Genomic DNA, 19,096 nt, shown 5'->3' on the forward strand with positions numbered 1-19,096 from the left:
ATATATTAGTTAATAATAAAAGCTAATGCCTAAGCTGTAGCTGCATTAAAGTTAGCGATTAAGGTATATACCGCAATATCAAACTCTTTGTTCGAACTATAGTCTTCAAGCTCTTTAATTACCTTATCATTAGCTTTAGGCTGGTGGAAGAAAACCATGAACGGAACAAAAAGATCTTGCATTTCTTCACCAAGTTCAATCATGCCTGCATGACCGCAAATATCTTCAACACTAGATTCAATCAAATTCTGATTGCTGATCAGGTCTTCATAAATATGGAATTCATCCTGAAACTCATCTTCCTCAACTAATAAGAATTCTTTAAGGAAATCGCCTAGTTCAGGTTTTATGCGCTCATCATGACATTCATTAATATATAGTAACAAGTTTAATAACTCTGTACCTCTATCAATTGTTTCCTCTTCAATATCTGCCCATTCATCAGATTCCAGGTAATCTTCTTCCAATTTCTTGATATCATTAGAAAAGAAATTGATCATCAACAAATCAAAGAAAACTTCTCTAAGTTCTTCAAATGACGGATGTTCATCAAAAACCTCATCAAACTCTTCAACTTTTTCTAAAAAGCCAAGGTCTTTGCTAAATACTTCAACAAGGCTTTCCTCTAATTTAACCGAGTCATTACCAGATACTGCTGCGAATTTATCTAACGATGCAATTAGCGCAACTTTTACATGATTATCCATAAGATTGTAATTGTTTGTTATTATATACCAGTTGAACTTTACCGGTCAGTTTTTTATTTAATAATGGAGTGTTAGCTGATTTAGAATAGTTGTTGGCAATAGTATACTCCCATTGCAATGCAGGATTGTATATTGTAAAATTAGCTTCAGCACCTTCTTCAATTACAGGAACTGCAAGTCCTAATAACTTACGCGGATTTACCGAAAGTTTTTCAGCTATCTGTCCAGCATCAAGTCCTGCTTTAATAAGCAAAGGCAAAACAGTTTGCAGGGCAATGATACCGTACGATGCGATTTCAAATTCGACATCCTTAAACTCTATTTCGTGTGGGCGATGCTGAGATCCTACTGCATCAATAGTTCCTTCTTTTAAACCAGCAATCAATGCCTTAACATCCGGTTTACCACGCAACGGCGGTTTAACCTTATAGTTGCTATCAAAATCATTCAGCAACTCTTCAGTAAACACCAAATGATGGGCGGCAACATCACAAGTTATCTTAACACCATCCTTCTTAGCTTTCTTTATAAGTGCCACAGAACCTGCTGTCGAGATATTGCTGATATGTACAGGAGCATCATGGTAAGTAGCTAAAAAGATGTCTCTACTAATGTGCATTTCTTCTGCCAATGTAGGCACACCCTTCATGCCTAGTAAAACACTGGTTTTACTCTCATTAATCTGCGATTTTCCTGCGATGGATTTATTCTCAGGATACACCATTAAAAGTCCGTTAAAACCTTGTGCGTATTGTAAAGCACGACTCATAAAGCCATCATCAACAATAGCCTTTCCACCATCAGAAAACGCTACTGCACCGGCTTGCTTCATATCGTAAAGCTCAGCAAGTTCTTTACCTTCCATTCCCTGACTAACAGCTCCTATCGGCAACATATCTACAAGGTTGTTTTTAGCTCTGTTAATGATGTACTCAACCTCAGCTTTAGATTGTACCACAGGCTTAGTATTAGGCAAAACAGCTATACCTGTAAACCCACCCGCTTTAGCAGCTGCAGTTGCCGTATTTATATCTTCTTTGGTTTCGAAACCAGGATCACCAATTGAACAGTTTAAATCAAAGAAACCCGGAGAAAGAATAGATCCCTCGCCATCAAAAACTTGTTCGTTATTTGAAGCAGTTAGATTATTCCCTATAGCCGTTATCTTTCCTTGTTCTACACGAACATCACATTTCTTTAGATTGAACTGGCTGTTTGGATCGGCAATGGTTATGCCCGTGATAAGAAGGTTCATGATCTTTCTATGTTTTTTATGTTATTAAAGAATTTAATAAGTAGTATTTCGCCGGCTAAAAAAACAATAGCTAAAATTAGGCAAAGTTTCCATAATTCGCTGCTGCTATTTTTAGTCTCGATATTCAATGATTGTGCGTCTTTTTTAGAATTAAATACTGCCACCTTTTGTTTACCAAACAAGCTGCCAAGCTCGTTTTCTGTAGCGTAATGCATATCAGATTCTGTACGGTTATCGTTAAATGCGACAACAGCTAAAACAGAATCTGCTTTTTTCAATTCATAAAAGCCTGATTTCTTTACCTGATCAGCTACATATAGCAAAGTTTTCCCTGGTGTTTGTCGTACCTCCGGGATAACCTCAAAATCATCAGATACCAGTTTTAAAGACTGATTGGCCAAAAGGCTAATTTTTTCGCTTTCTATTAGGTTGTTCAAACCTATAGTATAATACAATGGCTGCTCTTTTGCACTTCCAAACGCAACTTTATACATTAATGGTACAAATACAGGATGCTTAGGCAGATTATTGTCCTTAATATCTAATGAGCTGGCCGAAAGATATATTTTCCCTGCACCCACTGTATACTTTGCAAACAGTAGCTTATTTAAAGGTAACTGTAAAATATTCTCTTTTGCACTCGTATTCTGTTCTGCATAGCTGAAATACCTGTTTACCAATGGAAGATCCATGTTTTGAGGAATCTGATCAAATACATCCTTAAAAACGGAGTTCTTTAAATCCATACTGCTTGCAACAGGTACTCCGGAATTTAATTGTTGAACTCCTGGCAACGACAAGCCGGTTAAAAACGAAGTATAAACAGCCACATTTGCATCAAGGTCTGGAAACACGACCACCGACCCACCGTTTTGCACATATCCTTTTAACTGTTGAGCCAAACCTGACGAAGGTTCCTTTAGTCCACTTAAAATGATTAAACTGTAATCAGAAAAGCTGGAATACTTAATATTGGATTCCGACATTTCTGTTAGCTTAAAATAACTATCAGAGGCAAAGAGTGCTTTAATAAATTTATCAGAAGGATTACCTGCAATATTTAGCACCTTCAGTTCATTACTTACTTTAAAGCTAAAATTCAGGTCATCATCAAACGTTAAAGGAAAATCCTTAATATTGATAACGCCCTTTTGCCAGCCATTTTGCAATCCACTAAATGATAATGTATCCTTAACAGATTTTCCGGCTTCAACATTTACACTACTAATGGCCTTTTGCTGTTTGTTTATGGTTAGCTTTAAAGATACGCCTGAGGCATCCTCTTCACCGTAATTTCTTAATTGAACAACAACCTTCTCGGCTTGCCCTGGTTGGTGTACCGGAGAAAGGCTCCAAACACTATCAACAGAGATATTTGGCAGGCTGTTGGCATTTAACTTAATAAAAGTATAATTGATGTCCTTGTTAGCTTGCAAAGGTTTATTGCCAGCAAAGGTGGTTTGAAAATCAGAAAGCAGATAGCAGATTTCGTTTCTATTGGCAGCAAAACTTGCCTGTTGGCGGTTAAGTATTTGTTGCAGGGTTTTATTTGCGGCAGATATCTTTATTTCATCCAGTAGCTGAATAAACTCATCCTTATTAACCAAACGCTGATGTTTACCTTCAAAATCGTTAGTGACCAATTGAAATTGATCATTGATATCGTATGACCTGGCAATTTCCTTTGCCTTCCGTTTAGCCTCATCCAATAAACTCCCCTCCTTGTTTACCGTTTCCATACTATACGAATTGTCAATATAAATACTGATCACATTTCGTTGCCCCGGATTGTGTTTATTACCTGATGGGATAAATGGTCGGGCAAATGCCAATACCAGAAATGCGATAGCCAATACACGGCACAAAAGCACAAGTAGATTCTTAAGCTTTTCTCTAGAAGAATTTTGCTCTTTAGCCTCCTTTAAGAACTGTACATTACTAAAATATACTTTCTTAAATTTTCTGAAATTAAATAAGTGAATTACAATAGGTATGGCTATTGCCAGCAGAGCGAAAAGAAAACCTGGGTATAGGAAATTCATTAAAAACCAAAGGTAAAACTTTTACATGAATTTTTTCATAGCATCCCATAAAGTTTCGTCTAAACTATAAACATCTGGTCGGAATTGAAGGGTGCCATTTTGCGACCAGGCGGTTATGTAATTGATGATCAAGGGAACAGGCTTTTTAACACCAAACCACTTAGGTCTTAATTTAAAAATATTTACTGTATCAGTCTTTTTAGCCATTTTTTTCCTAAACACCTCCATTTTAGTGGTATCTATTGGTGGCAGATTAACTTCCATCCTTAACTGATCATATTCGTACTTATCTTTAACCAGAGTTTCGGCAAATTGTAACGGATTTTCTACACGAACACAACCGTGGCTAATGGCACGGTTAGTTTTAGCAAATGCACTTTTATTATTGGTATCGTGCAAATAAATACTCGATCCATTATCAAATATAAATTTAAACTTACCTAAAGCATTTCGCTCTCCCGAACCTTGCTTAAATTGAAAAGGCAAACTTTCTCGCGAATACCTGCTCCATTGTATGGTATCAGGATCCCTTACCTCCTTACCCTTGTAATAAACTTTAATGTTACTGTTCGAAAGGTAATACGGGTCTCTAACTGCCTGCCAGTAAATCTCACTTTGAGCTATGCTGGCAGGAATATTCCACACCGGATTTACCTGTATAGAGTTAAGTTTACTATACAACAATGGTGTTTCATGATTTTTCGGCTTGTCATCCAAATTTCCTGATTTCAGGTATTGCTTAATCTTATCAGCATACCCTTCTTCACGCTTACCTCCCACACAGACCTTCATTTGCGTAAGTGTATCCTGATTCTTAAACCAGGTAAGTGAAAAATCAGGAATGTTTACTTGCACATACTCATCACCAAGCTCTGGCAGCTTCCAACGCAAACGTTCCATATTTACCATAATGGTTTTTACCATATAGCTTTTACTACCGGAATCTGCTTTGTATTTTGAAAGTTTATTTTGGAATACCTTATAATCCGGAGAAGAGGGTTGAATACTGGCTAGTAATTTCTGAATGTCCTTTGTTTGAATAACAGCAGTTACACTTAAACTATCAGGTCTTTTTACAGGTACATAATATCTGCTAAATAATTTCCTTGGATTGACAACACCGTAATAAACAAAGTTATTGTATTTGATGAGGCCTTCCGCAGCATTAAGCTCAAGATCGGCAATGATAGGATATACTTCTTCAATAGACTTAAATTTATTGGTGTGCAAGGTTGCCAATAGCGACTCTATTTGTTTATTTCTAAACAACGATGGGCTGAACCCATGCTCCTCACTCCTATCTATGTACTCTTTAAGACTATCCAATCCCCCATTCACAAAGAATTTAGTAACCAGTTCCGGCTTAAATTCATTTGAATAATAATAATTCTTTAATGTATTCGGGTTAGAAAACTTAGGGCTTAAGGAATCAAAGTGTTTCTTAAAAACAACATTATAAACAGCAGTATCGAATTTTTTGTACAGCTTATTTTTAAAGTGATCGGATAACACGCTACCAACTTCAGGTACGTCTTTAAACCAATTACACGATGCAAGCATCATTATTAAGAGAACAGCAAGTAGTAGAGTTTTTTTCAAAGCAAGTAAGTTAGCGGCAAATTTAGGCTTTTTTTGTACTTAATACTTACCTAAACAAATTAAGTGCCACTTAACTGACAACCTCTTACTCCTTACCCTCCAAACTTCCTTACTTTAAATATAAATGAAAGCATAAAATACCTTCCAAGTCTGTTCACTTGTCTATCGACAATTATGTTATCAAAAACGTCTCTCGAAATACCCGAGTTTTCATTAAACAAATCAAAACCATCCAATCTAAGAGTACCCATATCCTTTTTAAGAAACTTATATTCCATAAACAGGCGCAGGATTGTGGGGTTTCTTACAAAAGAATTATCAAAGCCCGAATTAATCTGTTTGCTAAAATCGTAACCTACAGTTAGGTCTTTTAAAAAGTAGTTACGCCCCTCTAATCCGTATTGAAAACGATTAGTTTGACGATCTACAAATGCCGACTGTGAATAGGTAGTTTTGTTTTGCGAATAAGATGCTTCAAGTCTTAGGTTAATTATATTTTCAAGATCAACTCTAAACCCAAGCTCCTGTCTCCATTCCACATTTTTAGCCACATTCTTATTGTCATCAATAAAAGCCACATTATTCCTTAATGCCCCCCAGCCAGAATACTCTATGGTAAACTTGCGCTCAAGAATAGGCTTTGAATAATTATAATCTGCATTCAAATTATAAAACCCGTCAGTATTGGTATAACTGGTTACCTGATTTACAGTATTGGGAATAAGCACCTTTGTAGTTACAATTTTATCCCCCGTTTGGTTATACGAAATACCGGCCGACAACATGTGTCCCCTGTTCCAATCCGACTGCTTATACCTTGCATTTACACTATTAACAAACTCGGGTTTCAAATTAGGATTACCTATAATCACGTTTTGAAGATTTGAGTTATCGGCAATTGGCTGCAATTGGAAAAACCCGGGTTGGTTGTTACGCCCCCAGTAATTAAACTCGAATGATTCCTGATTCGAAAACTTATACACCATCCTTGCCGAAGGAATAAGGTTAAACGTTTTTTGCATAGTGCTAACGTCTTTACTTAAATTTTGACCCCTCAAAACAGCAGGTTGACCGTTTACTCCTAAAGTATAATTTAGCTTATCTCCAATATAGCGATAGTTTACCCCTACCTTATTGGTAATAAACTGATAATCGTAACTATTACTTAAATCAGGATTAAACACTTCCTCACCTGAAACTACATCACGTGTATCCCTAACATTCGAAGTAGCAGACCTGCTAAAATTGTAGTTCAATTCAATAAATGTTTTATTCCATAAGGGCTCCATGTAAGAAAACCCGGAATAAAGACCAAGGTTATTATTATTCTGATTGTTTAATTGATTTTGCAATCTGGTTGAATCAACTCCACCTTCACTGATCAGATAATCATTAGATACATTGTTGAAATTATCACCATTCGAATAATTTCCACCACCCCAATAGCTAAAGTTCCTTCCCTTTTTTGCGAACTTATGATTATAAAACAAGTTCACTTTTAAGAATAAGTTCGAGGAAGTATTACTATTATTACTGTTCCTGTTGGTAACAAGATCGTTCTGTGTAATAGCAGAAAACCCTGTATTACTCCCTGTATTTGTATTGTAAGAAATCTGTGGGGTTGCCTTAAAGAAATTCATGGTATCAGGCTTATACTCTACATTACCATTAAAATCGTGATTAAACCTATTGTTTAAATTATCGTTTCTCGAATTTTCTAAACGCGTGTAATTGTCCAGGAAGTTCTGAGTATGCGCTGTACTGGATGTATTATTTTTGGAGTTATCAAAATTATAACTCGCATTAGCCGAAAGCTTAGGGCTCCACTCGTTTCTATAATTCAATCCCGCAGCATTTCTAGTCGTAATACCATCACCACCGCCTCTTTGGTTGGCATTGTTTACCGTACCATCAAAAGAAAGTTGGCGCTCTCCCTTCATGCTGTTCCCTCTGAAACTACTATTGTATCTATCCAAGTTACCTAAACCTCCCTGAGCGCGGGCAAAGTAGCCTTTTTTCTTATCCTCCTGTATGGTTAGGTTAAGCACCTTTTCCGGTTCACCTGTTTTTATCCCTGTTAATTTTGCCTGATCACCATAGTCATCAATAAACTGAAGATTTTTAATGATATCGGCCGGTAAGTTTTTGATAGCTGTAGCTACATCTGTTCCAAAGAAATCTTTTCCATTCACCTTAATTTTGGTTACAGGTGTTCCCTGATTGGTTACATTACCATCCTTATCTACCTTTATTCCCGGTAGCTTTTTCAGTATCTCATCTGCCGCATCACCTTCCCTAACCGGAAAAGAAGCAGCATTAAAGCTTACAGTATCTTCTGAGATTTTTACGGGAGGCACGCCCGAAATAACTACTGCATCCAGCGTATTAGAAGTTGGCTTTAACTTAATATTAGAAATATCAAGACTATTGCCCTGTGTAATGATGTATTGTTTGGTAAAAGTATCAAAACCAATAAAAGCTGCTGTCAGCGTAAATTGTTTTGCTTTAACTTTCGTGAAGATAAAGCTTCCGTCGGTATTAGCAGAAATACCCAAACTATCTTTAACCCAGTTAATTCTAACAACGGCACCGGGCAATGGTAATCCTGCGGTATCTAATACGCTTCCCTTGACTGTGTAATTTTGCGCTTTGGCGTTTAAAAACGCGCCTGCAAGCATTACAAATGCAAGAATTGATTTAATAAAATGGTTCATTTGGTTATTTGTGTTCCATAAAGGTACATTAAGCTATACTAAAGCGTTTTAATAGTAATTAATATGTTACAAGAAGACACACTTGAAATGATTTCTGTTAAAGTTCATCCGTCGTGAGAAACCATGATCGGGAAGAGGCTTATCAAACAGGACGATTGTACTTTTTGAACAGCCTCACCGATCTTTTACGCTTGAGAGTCGCTGGATATCATTATACTAGTTTTTTTTATCAACATTTATATTTAATCTTCTTTTTTAGGCAGAACGTAATCCATTGGCACCATGTCAGCAACTTTTTCATATCCCCAAAACCCTTCATACAGCAATGAACCAGGGTCATAAATACCCCCATTCTCATAAAAATTGATGGATGGTTTTAATTGATAAACCAAAGAGATCTGATATCTGGAGTATTCCGATGGTCGGCTAATTTTTAAGCCGGAATAGTCGGCGTACCTTCTTGTTTCCTTTTCATTTTTATAGATGATATACAAAGCATCTTTAAAATTCAAGCTTTTTAAGCTACTTAACTTTTGCTTAACCAGAGTATCAACTAGTACTTCGCCCCTATTCAGAACCTCTACCGTATCCGATTGATTTTTCATAACAGACCAATGGCTTAATGAATCCTTTCTGGTTCTAAAATTGATTTCCTTACCTTTGACATTCGAAAAAAACCTAATCTTTTCATCAATAACTGTATCAGCATATTTCTCTTTATTTCGGGCCTTCACAAGCTTATTTATAACAAAGCCATCCTCATCAATAGAATTACTATACAGAGCCCTAAAAAAATGCTGTGGAGACCCAAGGTATGCTACCTTTCTTTTTTCTAGATACCCTCTTGTTTTTGATTTGCTTGCTTTAATTTCTTCAAAGTAAGGATAGCCGTAAAACAAAACAACATTTGTTTCTTCATCCTCCTGAAAGTACTTAAGCAGATACTTTATCCTATAACCAAGTGCTTTATTTTCTACCACAAGAAACTCGTCCGCCGCTGCTTTCAGTATATGTTTTTCATCATCGTAATCAAATTGAATTACTTCAGGGTTAATGATTTCACATTTTTCAGAATTTGGTGATGTTCCAATAAAACTTTCTGTAAATGTTTTAAGTCGCTGTTCCCTATTCGGATCCACTGTAATCACAACCTCCTTTAATTGTTTAACATTTTCCTGAAGTATAATTTCTATATCGGCCGATTTACTAATGATGGTTACATTTTGATTGGCAGGCAAGTAACCGATCATCTGAACAAGAACATTGTAATTCCCCTCCTTTAAATTCCGGATAACAAATTTACCCTCGTTATCTGCTACGGTTCCCGTCTGATATCCACTGAGCAGAATACCTGCTCCAGGCAATGTTTCACCATTTTTATCTTTAACCACCCCCGAAATGGCATACAAACTCTGCGGCGGAAGAACCTCATTCTTATCTTTAGCAGTGATCATTACAATTTTATTTTCAATGATGTAGGTGATTGGAAGCCCATCAAAAACAGTACTCAATATTAAATCAATACCTGCATTTTTAACCGTTACACTTACCGGCTTTAAATCTTGAAGCAGGGAGTTGTCATAAAGAAAATCGTAATTGCACTGTTTTCTTATTTCCTTAAAAACAGAAGACAATTCGGTATCCTTCAGCGACAAGGTAATACCCTGTGCATTCGCGCAAAATCCCGAAGACAGAAACATGACCAAGAAAAATGCAAACATCAATCTCATCTATTTTATAACTATAACCCTGTTCCCGTCTACTTTAAATTTAACTTTCCCTGTTACTTCGAGCGCTTTTAATACCGCCGAAATATTTTTTGAGCGCGATACAGTACCGCTTAAATGAAGATCTTCATGGTTTCCATTGTCAATAATTTCAACATTATACCATCGGGCAACCTGACGAAGGATACTTCCGAAATCTTCATTATCAAATATAAAATCTCCGTTTTTCCAGGCCACAGCTTCCTGGGTATTTACGTTTTGAACACTAAGCGCATTGTTTGTCACCACCGATTCCTGTCCCGGGTGCAAAATCTTTTGTTCTTTTTTATCTGATACTTTAACCGATCCTTCTAACAAGGTAGTCTTGGTTGTATTTTCATCACTATACGAATTCACATTAAAATGAGTACCCAGTACTTCAACCTCCTGTTTATCCGTTTTCACAATAAATGGATGAGCCTTATCTTTTGCAACTTCAAAATAAGCCTCTCCGCTAAGCTCAACCTTACGTTGCTTTAACGAAGCAAAAGTTGCAGAAAAGGTAAATGATGAAGCTGCGTTTAACCAGATCTTTGATCCATCGGATAATTCAACCTGATATTGCTGTCCCCTTGCCGTGGTTATTGTATTTAATCCTGAGTTTTCAGAAAAAGACTCACTAGTACTTGCAGTTGAAGATTTGGCTTTGTAAACTAATTTCCCATCTGCAGTTTTAAAAATTGAAACATCTGCTTGTTCGGCAATTAGACCAGTTGGTGCATCTGCAAGACTAATCTTTTTCCCATTAGCCAACGTTAAAGTTGCAGTATTTTGAGCAGGTGCTGCATCATGAATTTTGTTTACAACCACATCATTTTTGAGTATCTCGGTATTTTGCAGATTGTAATAAAACAAACCGACACCTAGAATCATCAACAGACAAGCGGCAGCAACTGCCGGATACCATAAGCGCTTCACTTTTGCAGGAGTACGTCCATCCATCAGCGAATTATAAATTATTTCTGTTTCCTGATTAAGTTCATCTTCAGAAAGCGCAGGAATATCATCTTTAGAAAAATAGTGCAGCCAATATTTGGCTGTGTACTCTTCTTCAGAGGTGGCAGTACCCGCACTCACTTTATTTAAAATTTCTTTAATATCTTTCTTTTCCATTGCCATATTAGGATTTCCTGTTAATTAGAATTTAGGATTCCGCTTATTGTAGATATAGACAACTCAGGAATACCAAATGGGGACAGCATATAAAAATATTTTTTTTCGGATTAGGAGTTCACTATAAAAATGAGATAAACAACAAATCCAAGTTTTAGCTTTAAGTGCTTCATTGCCCTTTTAAGCTGGGTATTTACAGTAGATTCAGCAACGCCTAAATGTTCAGAAATATCTTTGGCCGACATGTATTGTTTACTTCTTAGTTCATAAACTTTTCGCATTCCCGGCGGCATCGCCGATATTTCCTTCTCAATCATTGCAGCAATATCTTTTTCTCTGATCAAGAAATCCGTTCCATCACTATCCACATCTATGTAGTGATTCCCTTCATCCGCATACCTTCGTAAAACCTCACTATGCTTAAAAACATTAAAGATTTTATTTAGAACAGATTTGTAGAGATAACCGGATAAAGTAGTTTTTAAATCAAGAGTTTCGCGGTTGTTTAGCATCCAGGCAAAAACATCTTGCACTATATCTCTCGATTCTTCTTTATTTCCTAATTTATGGTATGCGTAGAGGTAAAGCGGTTTATCGTATCTAATGTAGATTTCTTTAAACGCAGCATCATCCCCTAGCTTAAAAAGCCGGATTAATTCATGTTCGTTATATTTGGTATAGTCTAACATCTCAATTACTTCTCTAAAGTTAACTATTTTCACAATACTCAAACTATAAAAATCCCGTTAGTGAGAAAATTGCGGTTAGTATTATAATCATTTCTTCGGGCTTGCTTGCACCGGCTCTAATCAGTTTAAGTTAAAAGTTCGACTGACAAAGGGCTATTAAAGGACTGTTATAGGACTAATAGTCCTTTAATACTCATATGTAAGTCCTTTTGTAATACTGGCCAGCACAAATCCATATACCGGCCAGCACAGAGTTGCTATTATTGCTATTAGTTTGAGCAACTATTTTAATGCGGTTGCCCTGCAACTTTGAGGCTGTTTTTATTTGGTTCATCAAGAACTTCTTAATTTTAAACCAAATTTTATTTGGAATTGCGATTTCAATCTATATATTTGCATCTCCTCAAGATGCTAGTCATTGTTGATAAGGAACTTAAATAATATTATGAACACTGTTTTGAACCATCATTTACATTTGCACCATCGCCAATTGGCGATGTATATGTAATGTTTTGTACTTCAAAACTTGTTTCCGACCTTATTTTCTTGTTCAATTCAATAATAATCAAAAGCACATTTGAAAACACTTAAAATTGCTATCCAAAAATCGGGTAGACTAAACGAAAAATCAGTAGAGATCCTTAAAAATTGTGGTTTATCTTTCGAAAACTACAAAAGCTCATTAATATCAACAGTTACCAACTTCCCTTTAGAAATCCTTTTCTTAAGAGACGATGATATCCCGGAATATGTACAGGATGGAATTGCAGATCTTGGTATAGTTGGCGAAAACGTAATCGTTGAGTCAGGATCAGAAGTTACCTATCTTCAAAAATTAGGCTTCGGTAAATGCACACTTAAAATTGCAATTCCTAACGAAGCGAACATCACAGAAATTGCACAATTGGAAGGTAAAGCCATCGCAACTTCTTACCCTGTAATCCTTGAAAAATACCTTAAAGATAATCACGTAAATGCTGAGGTTCGTACCATTTCAGGCTCCGTAGAAATTGGTCCAGGTTTGGGACTAAGTGATGCGATTTGCGACATCGTTTCTACTGGTGGAACTTTGAAAAGTAATGGTCTAAAACCATTCTCTGAAGTGATGAAATCTGAAGCAGTTTTGATTGGAAAAGAAGGTTCAGAATTACTACCCGAAGTTCAGGAATTGTTGCAACGCATCCGTTCGGTACTGCGCGCTAAAGAGACAAAGTATGTTGTGCTTAATGTGGCGAAAACTAACCTTAAAAAAGTAGTAGATCTTTTACCTGGTGTAAAAAGTCCGACTGTAGTTCCGTTGTTTGATGAGGAGTGGGTTGCCGTACATTCGGTAATTGCCGAGCACGATTTCTGGGAAAAGATCAATAGTCTTAAAGCAGCCGGCGCACAAGGAATTGTTGTTATGCCAATTGAAAAAATCATTGCTTAATCATAAGATCGCAATAGAAAAACGCTTATTTTATCATTAACTAATAGTTAAACTTAAAATATAACAACTTGAAAATCTACAGTTACACTGATTTATCTAAACAAGAGATTGAATCAATCTGTTTAAGACAGCTGGAAGACGACACAACCATACAAGACCGTGTTAAGAGCATAGTTGATGCTGTTAAAACTGACGGAGACAAAGCCCTATTCAGCTTTGCGAAACAGTTTGACCAGGTTGAATTACCGCAGCTCTTCATCGATAAAAAAGAGATTGAGGAAATAGCTTCTTCAATTCCTGCCGATGCAAAAGCAGCGATTGACACGGCCTATCAAAACATAAGAACCTTCCATGCAGCTCAAGCCAGTAAGGAAGAGAAGATAGAAACAATGCCCGGTGTTACCTGCTGGCGCGAAACAAGAGCTATCGACCGTGTAGGCCTTTACATCCCCGGTGGATCTGCTGTTTTACCAAGTACTTTTTTGATGCTTGGGATACCAGCTACTCTTGCCGGATGCAAAGAGATTGTGGTTTGCTCTCCTCCTCAAAAGGATGGAAAAACAAATTGCTATCTGGCTTATTGCGCATTGAAATTAGGGATCGAAAAGATCTATCTGGTTGGAGGTGCGCAAGCAGTTGCAGCAATGGCTTACGGAACTGAGAGCGTACCTAAAGTGTACAAAATCTTCGGTCCGGGAAACCGTTATGTAACGCAGGCAAAGCAGTTAATCCAGTCGACCACGATGACTGCAATTGATATGCCGGCTGGCCCTTCAGAGGTTTTGGTGCTTGCAGACGAGACTGCCAATCCGTCATATATCGCTTCCGACCTTCTTGCACAAGCTGAACATGGAGCTGATAGTCAGACTATTATAGCATCTACCTCAAACGAGATCATAACTAAAACACTAGAACAAGTTGAAATTCAACTCAAAGAACTTCCAAGAAAAGATGTAACCGCCCTTGCAATAGCAAATTCATATGCTGTATTGGTTAAAGATCTGGAACAAGGCATGGAATTCAGCAACATTTATGCTCCTGAACACTTAATCCTTTCAACAGATCATTTTGAGCAGCTTATACCGCTGATTTCCAATGCAGGATCTGTATTCTTAGGCAATTTAACGCCGGAAAGCGCAGGTGATTATGCTTCAGGAACTAACCATACCTTGCCTACAAGTGGCTTTGCGAAAGCTTATTCAGGCGTTTCGCTTGATTCGTTTGTAAAGAAGATCACCTTCCAGCACATCAATCCTAAGGGCTTGGAGAATATCGGAGCCACTGTTGAGGTGCTTGCAGAAGCAGAAGGCTTAAGGGCACACAGAAATGCAATAAGTATCAGATTGAAATAATCCGTGATACCGGCCTTCGCCGGCATGACGACCGCTTAAAAAAAGTACAATGGATATTAATAAATTACAAAGAGAAAACATTAAAAACCTTCGCCCCTACTCTACTGCGAGGGATGAATATAAAGGGCAGGCAAGTATCTTTTTGGATGCCAATGAGAACAGCTACGGCTCTCCATTAGATCAAAATTACAACCGTTATCCTGACCCTTTGCAGCTTGACCTTAAAGATGCGATTAGCAAAATCAAAGGAGTTCCAATCGAAAACACCTTCCTTGGAAACGGAAGTGATGAAGCAATTGACCTTCTTTTCAGAGCCTTTTGTGAGCCTGGAAAAGACAATGTAATCATCCTCCCTCCAACCTATGGTATGTACGAAGTTTCGGCAAACATCAACAACGTTGAGATACGTAAAGTTGACTTGTTACCGAACTTTCAACTGGACCTGGAGCGCATTGCTGAAGCTATCGATGAGCACACGAAACTGATCTTTATTTGCTCGCCAAACAACCCGACCGGAAACTCAATTATCCGCACAGATATTGAAACGGTATTGGCTAATTTCAATGGCTTGGTTGTGATAGATGAAGCTTACATAAACTACGCAAAACAACGCACGTTTATTAAAGAATTAACGGAGTATCCGAACCTGATTGTATTACAAACTTTCTCTAAAGCATGGGGTCTTGCAGCACTACGTTTGGGTATGGCTTTTGCCGCCCGTCCGGTTATCGATGTACTGAATAAAGTTAAGCCTCCATACAACATCAACCAGGCTACTCAGGACATTGCTTTGAAAGCTTTAGAAAACATAGAACAGGTAAACGACTGGATTAAAATTACTGTTGCAGAAAGAGATAAATTAAGCACTGATCTGGCCGAGCTTGCTATGGTTAAAAAGGTATATCCATCTGATGCTAATTTTATACTAATACAGGTTGATGAAGCGTTAAATACGTACAATGCTCTGGTAGATCAGGGTATCATCGTCAGAGACCGCTCTAAAGTATCGCTATGCGAAGGATGTCTTCGCATCACCATAGGAACCACCCAAGAAAACGAAATCCTCTTAGAAGCTTTAAAAACCCTATCAAAGCCATCTAACGCCTAAAACCCAAATCATGAAGAAAGTATTATTTATAGACCGCGATGGCACACTCATTAAAGAACCCGCGGATGAGCAGATTGATTCATTTGCCAAATTAGAATTTTACCCTAAAGCGCTGTACTATCTCTCTAAGATTGCAGCAGAGCTGGACTATGACCTGGTAATGGTAACCAATCAAGATGGTTTGGGTACTGATTCTCATCCCGAGGAGAATTTCTGGCCAGTGCATAATTTCATTATGGATACTTTTTCTGGTGAAGGTGTTGAGTTTAGTGAGGTAATCATCGACAAAACATTTGCGCATGAAAACGCAATAACACGTAAACCTAATACCGGTTTATTGCAGCATTACTTTACCGAAGCATATGATTTAAAGAATTCATTTGTACTTGGCGATCGCATTAACGACGTTATTTTAGCTAAAAACCTTGGTGCAAAAGCCATCTGGATTTGCAATAATGAGCAACTCGGCGCTAATGAAAAACTTGAAAAAGCAGAGCATTTAAGTGATGTTATTGCATTAAAAACTCAAAATTGGGTAGATATTTATACTATGCTTAAGGCTGGTACAAGAACAATTACGCATGAACGCAATACAAATGAAACCAAAATCAGCATTAGCATTGATCTTGATGGCACAGGTAAAGCAGATATTGATACCGGCTTAAACTTCTTTAACCACATGCTTGACCAGATTGCGCGTCATGGCAGTATTGATTTAAAGATTAAGACCAATGGTGATTTACATATTGATGAGCATCATACTATTGAAGATACCGGTATTGCATTGGGAGAAGCTTTTGCTAAGGCTATAGGCAACAAACTTGGTCTTGAGCGTTATGGTTTCTGCTTGCCAATGGACGATTGCTTAGCACAAGCTGCAATAGACTTTGGTGGTCGCAACTGGATTGTTTGGGAAGCAGATTTTAAACGTGAAATGGTTGGCGATATGCCTACAGAGATGTTTTATCACTTCTTTAAATCATTTAGTGATGCATCAAAATGCAACCTGAATATTAAAGCCGAAGGCGATAATGAGCATCATAAGATTGAGGCAATATTTAAAGCTTTTGCTAAAGCGATTAAAATGGCCATTAAGCGTGATGCTGAAAAGCTGGTTCTACCGAGTACTAAAGGAGTATTGTAAATATATCGGCCGTCATCTCTCCTTCGTCGAGATAAGAGGTAACAGGAACGAAAAATTAAGAATTAAAACAATGATTGGAATAGTAAACTACGGCGCCGGCAACATCTTTTCCCTTACTTCTGCATTGGAAAGGCTAGACATACCTTTCGGGATGGTAAACACAGAAGCTGATCTGGATAAATATACCCACATCATTATTCCAGGTGTAGGACATGCCGGAGCGGCGATGAGTAAACTGGAACAAACAGGACTAGTAGCACCAATTAAGGCACTAAAAAAACCGGTACTGGGCATCTGTGTTGGTATGCAATTACTTACCGAACATTCGGAAGAAGGAAATGCTGATATGATGAATATAGTACCCGTTAAAACAAGGTTATTCGATAAGAATCAAGGGATTAAAATCCCGCACATGGGTTGGAACAATATAAACCATAAAAACAATTCTTTGTTTGAAGGTGTAGAGAATCTGACACAATTTTACTTTGTGCATTCGTACTTTATTGAATATAACCCTACTTTTGATATTGCAACTGCAAATTATGGCAAGCCATTTTCTGCAGCAGTGCAAAAGGATAATTTCTATGGCGTACAATTTCATCCAGAGAAATCTGGTATCGCCGGAGAACGTTTATTAAAGAATTTTTCAAACTTAAAACAATAAAATGTACATAATTCCCGCAATTGATATTCTAGATGGTAAGGTTGTTCGCCTTAGAGAAGGTGATTATAACCAAAAAACAGTATATGATGTTTCCATCGCTGAAATGATAGAGACTTACCGGTCTAATGGTACAGAATTCATACATATTATTGACTTAAATGGAGCAAAAGGCGATTTCAGTAACCAGAAAGAACTTTTCGACATCATTAGAAAAACCGACATGCGTGTGCAGTACGGAGGTGGTATACGTACAATTAAGCAAGTTACAGATTTGCTTGATGCAGGTATTCACCGTGTTATTGTAGGCACACAAGCCATTACCAACCCTGATTTCTTAAAAGATCTTAGTACTGAAGTAGGCAAAAAATATGACTATGCTAACCGTATTGTTATTGCTATCGACGTTTTAGACGAAGTAATTAAATACTCAGGTTGGATGGAAAGCTCGCCCATTAAATTAATGGATTATGTTGATAAATGTTTACAACTTGGCTTTTTCAGGTTCTTGTGCACAGACATCAACAAGGATGGTAAACTAGGTGGTGCAGCTGTAGATTTGTATAAAAAGCTATTGGAGCACTCTCCGTTTATTAAACTAATTGCTTCTGGCGGCATCAGTTCAATGGCTGATATTGAAGAGTTGGCAGCTTTAGATATCCGTTCAGTTGTTGTTGGTAAAGCAATATATGAAAACAGGATTTCTATTGATGAGATTAAGCAATGGAATTTGAAGCAAATGACTTCTCTTTAATCGATGTTAAGCAAACGTATTATTCCATGCCTTGATGTTAAAGATGGGCGCACGGTTAAAGGTGTAAACTTTGTCGACTTAAAAGATGCAGGCGATCCGGTTGAACTTGCCTGGCAATATGCACAACAAGGGGCTGATGAGCTTGTATTTTTAGACATTACCGCAACACATGAAAGACGCGGCACAACGATAGAAATGGTAAAATCAGTTGCCCGTCAGCTGAATATCCCCTTTACTATTGGTGGCGGTATAACAACCATCGCTGATGCTGAGGCTTTATTAAATTCTGGCGCTGATAAAATCAGCATCAACTCCGCAGCAGTCAGAAACCCTAAATTAATTGAGGATTTGGCTAAAGCTTTTGGTGTTCAGTTTGTAGTTGTGGCTGTTGACACAAAGTTGGTAGATGGCAAAAACATGGTTCACCTTAATGGCGGACGACTGATTACTGAACTGGAAACTGAGGACTGGATTCTTAAAGCTGAAAGCTTAGGAGCCGGAGAGATCTTATTGACTTCAATGGATCATGATGGCACCAAAAACGGCTTTGACTGTTCTTTGCTTGATAAGGTAGCGCGATCTATCAACATCCCTGTAATTGCATCAGGTGGTGCCGGTAAGGTTGAACATTTTACAGAAGTATTTTTAGAGACAGGTGTTGATGCAGCTTTGGCAGCATCGGTTTTTCACTTCGGCGAGATCCCTATACCCTATTTAAAGAGCGAATTAAAGAAACACAATATACCCGTAAGGTTGTAAATCA

Annotated in this window: 15 protein-coding genes; 7 read left to right on the forward strand and 8 right to left on the reverse strand. The window is 37.5% G+C overall.

The window, feature by feature from the left end; translation table 11 throughout:
• Positions 1 to 29: 29 nt before the first annotated feature.
• The 8 genes from J1905_RS02305 to J1905_RS02340 all read right to left on the reverse strand — a co-directional run bounded on the left by J1905_RS02305 (position 30) and on the right by J1905_RS02340 (position 11,918).
• Complete coding sequence (locus J1905_RS02305) at positions 30 to 707, reverse strand: hypothetical protein (protein WP_214225554.1); 678 nt, start codon at positions 705 to 707, stop codon at positions 30 to 32.
• Positions 700 to 1,962 carry a dihydroorotase gene (locus tag J1905_RS02310; protein ID WP_214225555.1) on the reverse strand — a complete coding sequence of 421 codons (1,263 nt, stop codon included), beginning with the start codon at positions 1,960 to 1,962 and terminating at the stop codon, positions 700 to 702. The genes J1905_RS02305 and J1905_RS02310 overlap by 8 nt, the downstream gene beginning before the upstream one ends.
• A complete protein-coding gene (locus J1905_RS02315) occupies positions 1,959 to 4,004 on the reverse strand; it encodes a vWA domain-containing protein (protein WP_214225556.1) in 2,046 nt (681 codons plus the stop codon). The genes J1905_RS02310 and J1905_RS02315 overlap by 4 nt, the downstream gene beginning before the upstream one ends.
• 21 nt (positions 4,005 to 4,025) lie before the next feature.
• On the reverse strand, positions 4,026 to 5,603 hold the full coding sequence (locus J1905_RS02320) for a L,D-transpeptidase family protein (RefSeq protein ID WP_250317967.1): 1,578 nt from the start codon (positions 5,601 to 5,603) through the stop codon (positions 4,026 to 4,028).
• 92 nt (positions 5,604 to 5,695) lie between these two features.
• Positions 5,696 to 8,317, reverse strand: a complete 2,622-nt coding sequence (locus J1905_RS02325; RefSeq protein WP_214225557.1) for an outer membrane beta-barrel protein — start codon at positions 8,315 to 8,317, stop codon at positions 5,696 to 5,698.
• Between the two features lie 242 nt (positions 8,318 to 8,559).
• Positions 8,560 to 10,038: a carboxypeptidase-like regulatory domain-containing protein gene (locus tag J1905_RS02330; protein ID WP_214225558.1), complete on the reverse strand. Its 1,479-nt coding sequence runs from the start codon at positions 10,036 to 10,038 to the stop codon at positions 8,560 to 8,562.
• 9 nt (positions 10,039 to 10,047) lie between these two features.
• A complete protein-coding gene (locus J1905_RS02335; protein ID WP_214225559.1) occupies positions 10,048 to 11,196 on the reverse strand; it encodes a FecR family protein in 1,149 nt (382 codons plus the stop codon).
• 110 nt (positions 11,197 to 11,306) lie between these two features.
• Positions 11,307 to 11,918, reverse strand: coding sequence for an RNA polymerase sigma factor (locus J1905_RS02340; RefSeq protein WP_350027959.1), 612 nt, complete (start codon positions 11,916 to 11,918; stop codon positions 11,307 to 11,309).
• Positions 11,919 to 12,462: 544 nt separating this feature from the next.
• On the opposite strand from J1905_RS02340, the gene hisG reads away from it, so the two are divergent.
• The 7 genes from hisG to hisF all read left to right on the forward strand — a co-directional run bounded on the left by hisG (position 12,463) and on the right by hisF (position 19,092).
• On the forward strand, positions 12,463 to 13,314 hold the full coding sequence (gene hisG / locus J1905_RS02345) for an ATP phosphoribosyltransferase (protein WP_214225560.1): 852 nt from the start codon (positions 12,463 to 12,465) through the stop codon (positions 13,312 to 13,314).
• A 68-nt stretch (positions 13,315 to 13,382) separates the two neighbouring features.
• Positions 13,383 to 14,666 carry a histidinol dehydrogenase gene (gene hisD / locus J1905_RS02350; protein ID WP_214225561.1) on the forward strand — a complete coding sequence of 428 codons (1,284 nt, stop codon included), beginning with the start codon at positions 13,383 to 13,385 and terminating at the stop codon, positions 14,664 to 14,666.
• 49 nt (positions 14,667 to 14,715) lie between these two features.
• Positions 14,716 to 15,774, forward strand: a complete 1,059-nt coding sequence (gene hisC, locus J1905_RS02355) for a histidinol-phosphate transaminase (protein WP_214225562.1) — start codon at positions 14,716 to 14,718, stop codon at positions 15,772 to 15,774.
• A gap of 10 nt (positions 15,775 to 15,784) precedes the next feature.
• Positions 15,785 to 16,918, forward strand: coding sequence for a bifunctional histidinol-phosphatase/imidazoleglycerol-phosphate dehydratase HisB (gene hisB / locus J1905_RS02360; protein ID WP_214225563.1), 1,134 nt, complete (start codon positions 15,785 to 15,787; stop codon positions 16,916 to 16,918).
• A 70-nt stretch (positions 16,919 to 16,988) separates the two neighbouring features.
• Complete coding sequence (gene hisH / locus J1905_RS02365; RefSeq protein ID WP_214225564.1) at positions 16,989 to 17,582, forward strand: imidazole glycerol phosphate synthase subunit HisH; 594 nt, start codon at positions 16,989 to 16,991, stop codon at positions 17,580 to 17,582.
• 1 nt (position 17,583) lies between these two features.
• Positions 17,584 to 18,333 (forward strand): 1-(5-phosphoribosyl)-5-[(5-phosphoribosylamino)methylideneamino]imidazole-4-carboxamide isomerase, encoded by a 750-nt coding sequence (gene hisA / locus J1905_RS02370; protein WP_108203543.1) that lies wholly within the window; start codon positions 17,584 to 17,586, stop codon positions 18,331 to 18,333.
• A 3-nt stretch (positions 18,334 to 18,336) separates the two neighbouring features.
• Positions 18,337 to 19,092 (forward strand): imidazole glycerol phosphate synthase subunit HisF, encoded by a 756-nt coding sequence (gene hisF / locus J1905_RS02375; protein ID WP_173092553.1) that lies wholly within the window; start codon positions 18,337 to 18,339, stop codon positions 19,090 to 19,092.
• Positions 19,093 to 19,096: the final 4 nt, after the last annotated feature.

It is taken from the genome of Pedobacter sp. B4-66, from assembly GCF_018492665.1.
In the GTDB taxonomy this organism is placed as follows: domain Bacteria; phylum Bacteroidota; class Bacteroidia; order Sphingobacteriales; family Sphingobacteriaceae; genus Pedobacter.

Coding starts and splice junctions, on each gene's coding strand:
- J1905_RS02305 (WP_214225554.1), bottom strand. CDS start 707: ATGGATAATCATGTAAAAGTTGCGCTAATTGCATCGTTAGATAAATTC.
- J1905_RS02310 (WP_214225555.1), bottom strand. CDS start 1,962: ATGAACCTTCTTATCACGGGCATAACCATTGCCGATCCAAACAGCCAG.
- J1905_RS02315 (WP_214225556.1), bottom strand. CDS start 4,004: ATGAATTTCCTATACCCAGGTTTTCTTTTCGCTCTGCTGGCAATAGCC.
- J1905_RS02325 (WP_214225557.1), bottom strand. CDS start 8,317: ATGAACCATTTTATTAAATCAATTCTTGCATTTGTAATGCTTGCAGGC.
- J1905_RS02330 (WP_214225558.1), bottom strand. CDS start 10,038: ATGTTTGCATTTTTCTTGGTCATGTTTCTGTCTTCGGGATTTTGCGCG.
- J1905_RS02335 (WP_214225559.1), bottom strand. CDS start 11,196: ATGGAAAAGAAAGATATTAAAGAAATTTTAAATAAAGTGAGTGCGGGT.
- hisC (WP_214225562.1), top strand. CDS start 14,716: ATGGATATTAATAAATTACAAAGAGAAAACATTAAAAACCTTCGCCCC.
- hisB (WP_214225563.1), top strand. CDS start 15,785: ATGAAGAAAGTATTATTTATAGACCGCGATGGCACACTCATTAAAGAA.
- hisH (WP_214225564.1), top strand. CDS start 16,989: ATGATTGGAATAGTAAACTACGGCGCCGGCAACATCTTTTCCCTTACT.
- hisA (WP_108203543.1), top strand. CDS start 17,584: ATGTACATAATTCCCGCAATTGATATTCTAGATGGTAAGGTTGTTCGC.
- hisF (WP_173092553.1), top strand. CDS start 18,337: ATGTTAAGCAAACGTATTATTCCATGCCTTGATGTTAAAGATGGGCGC.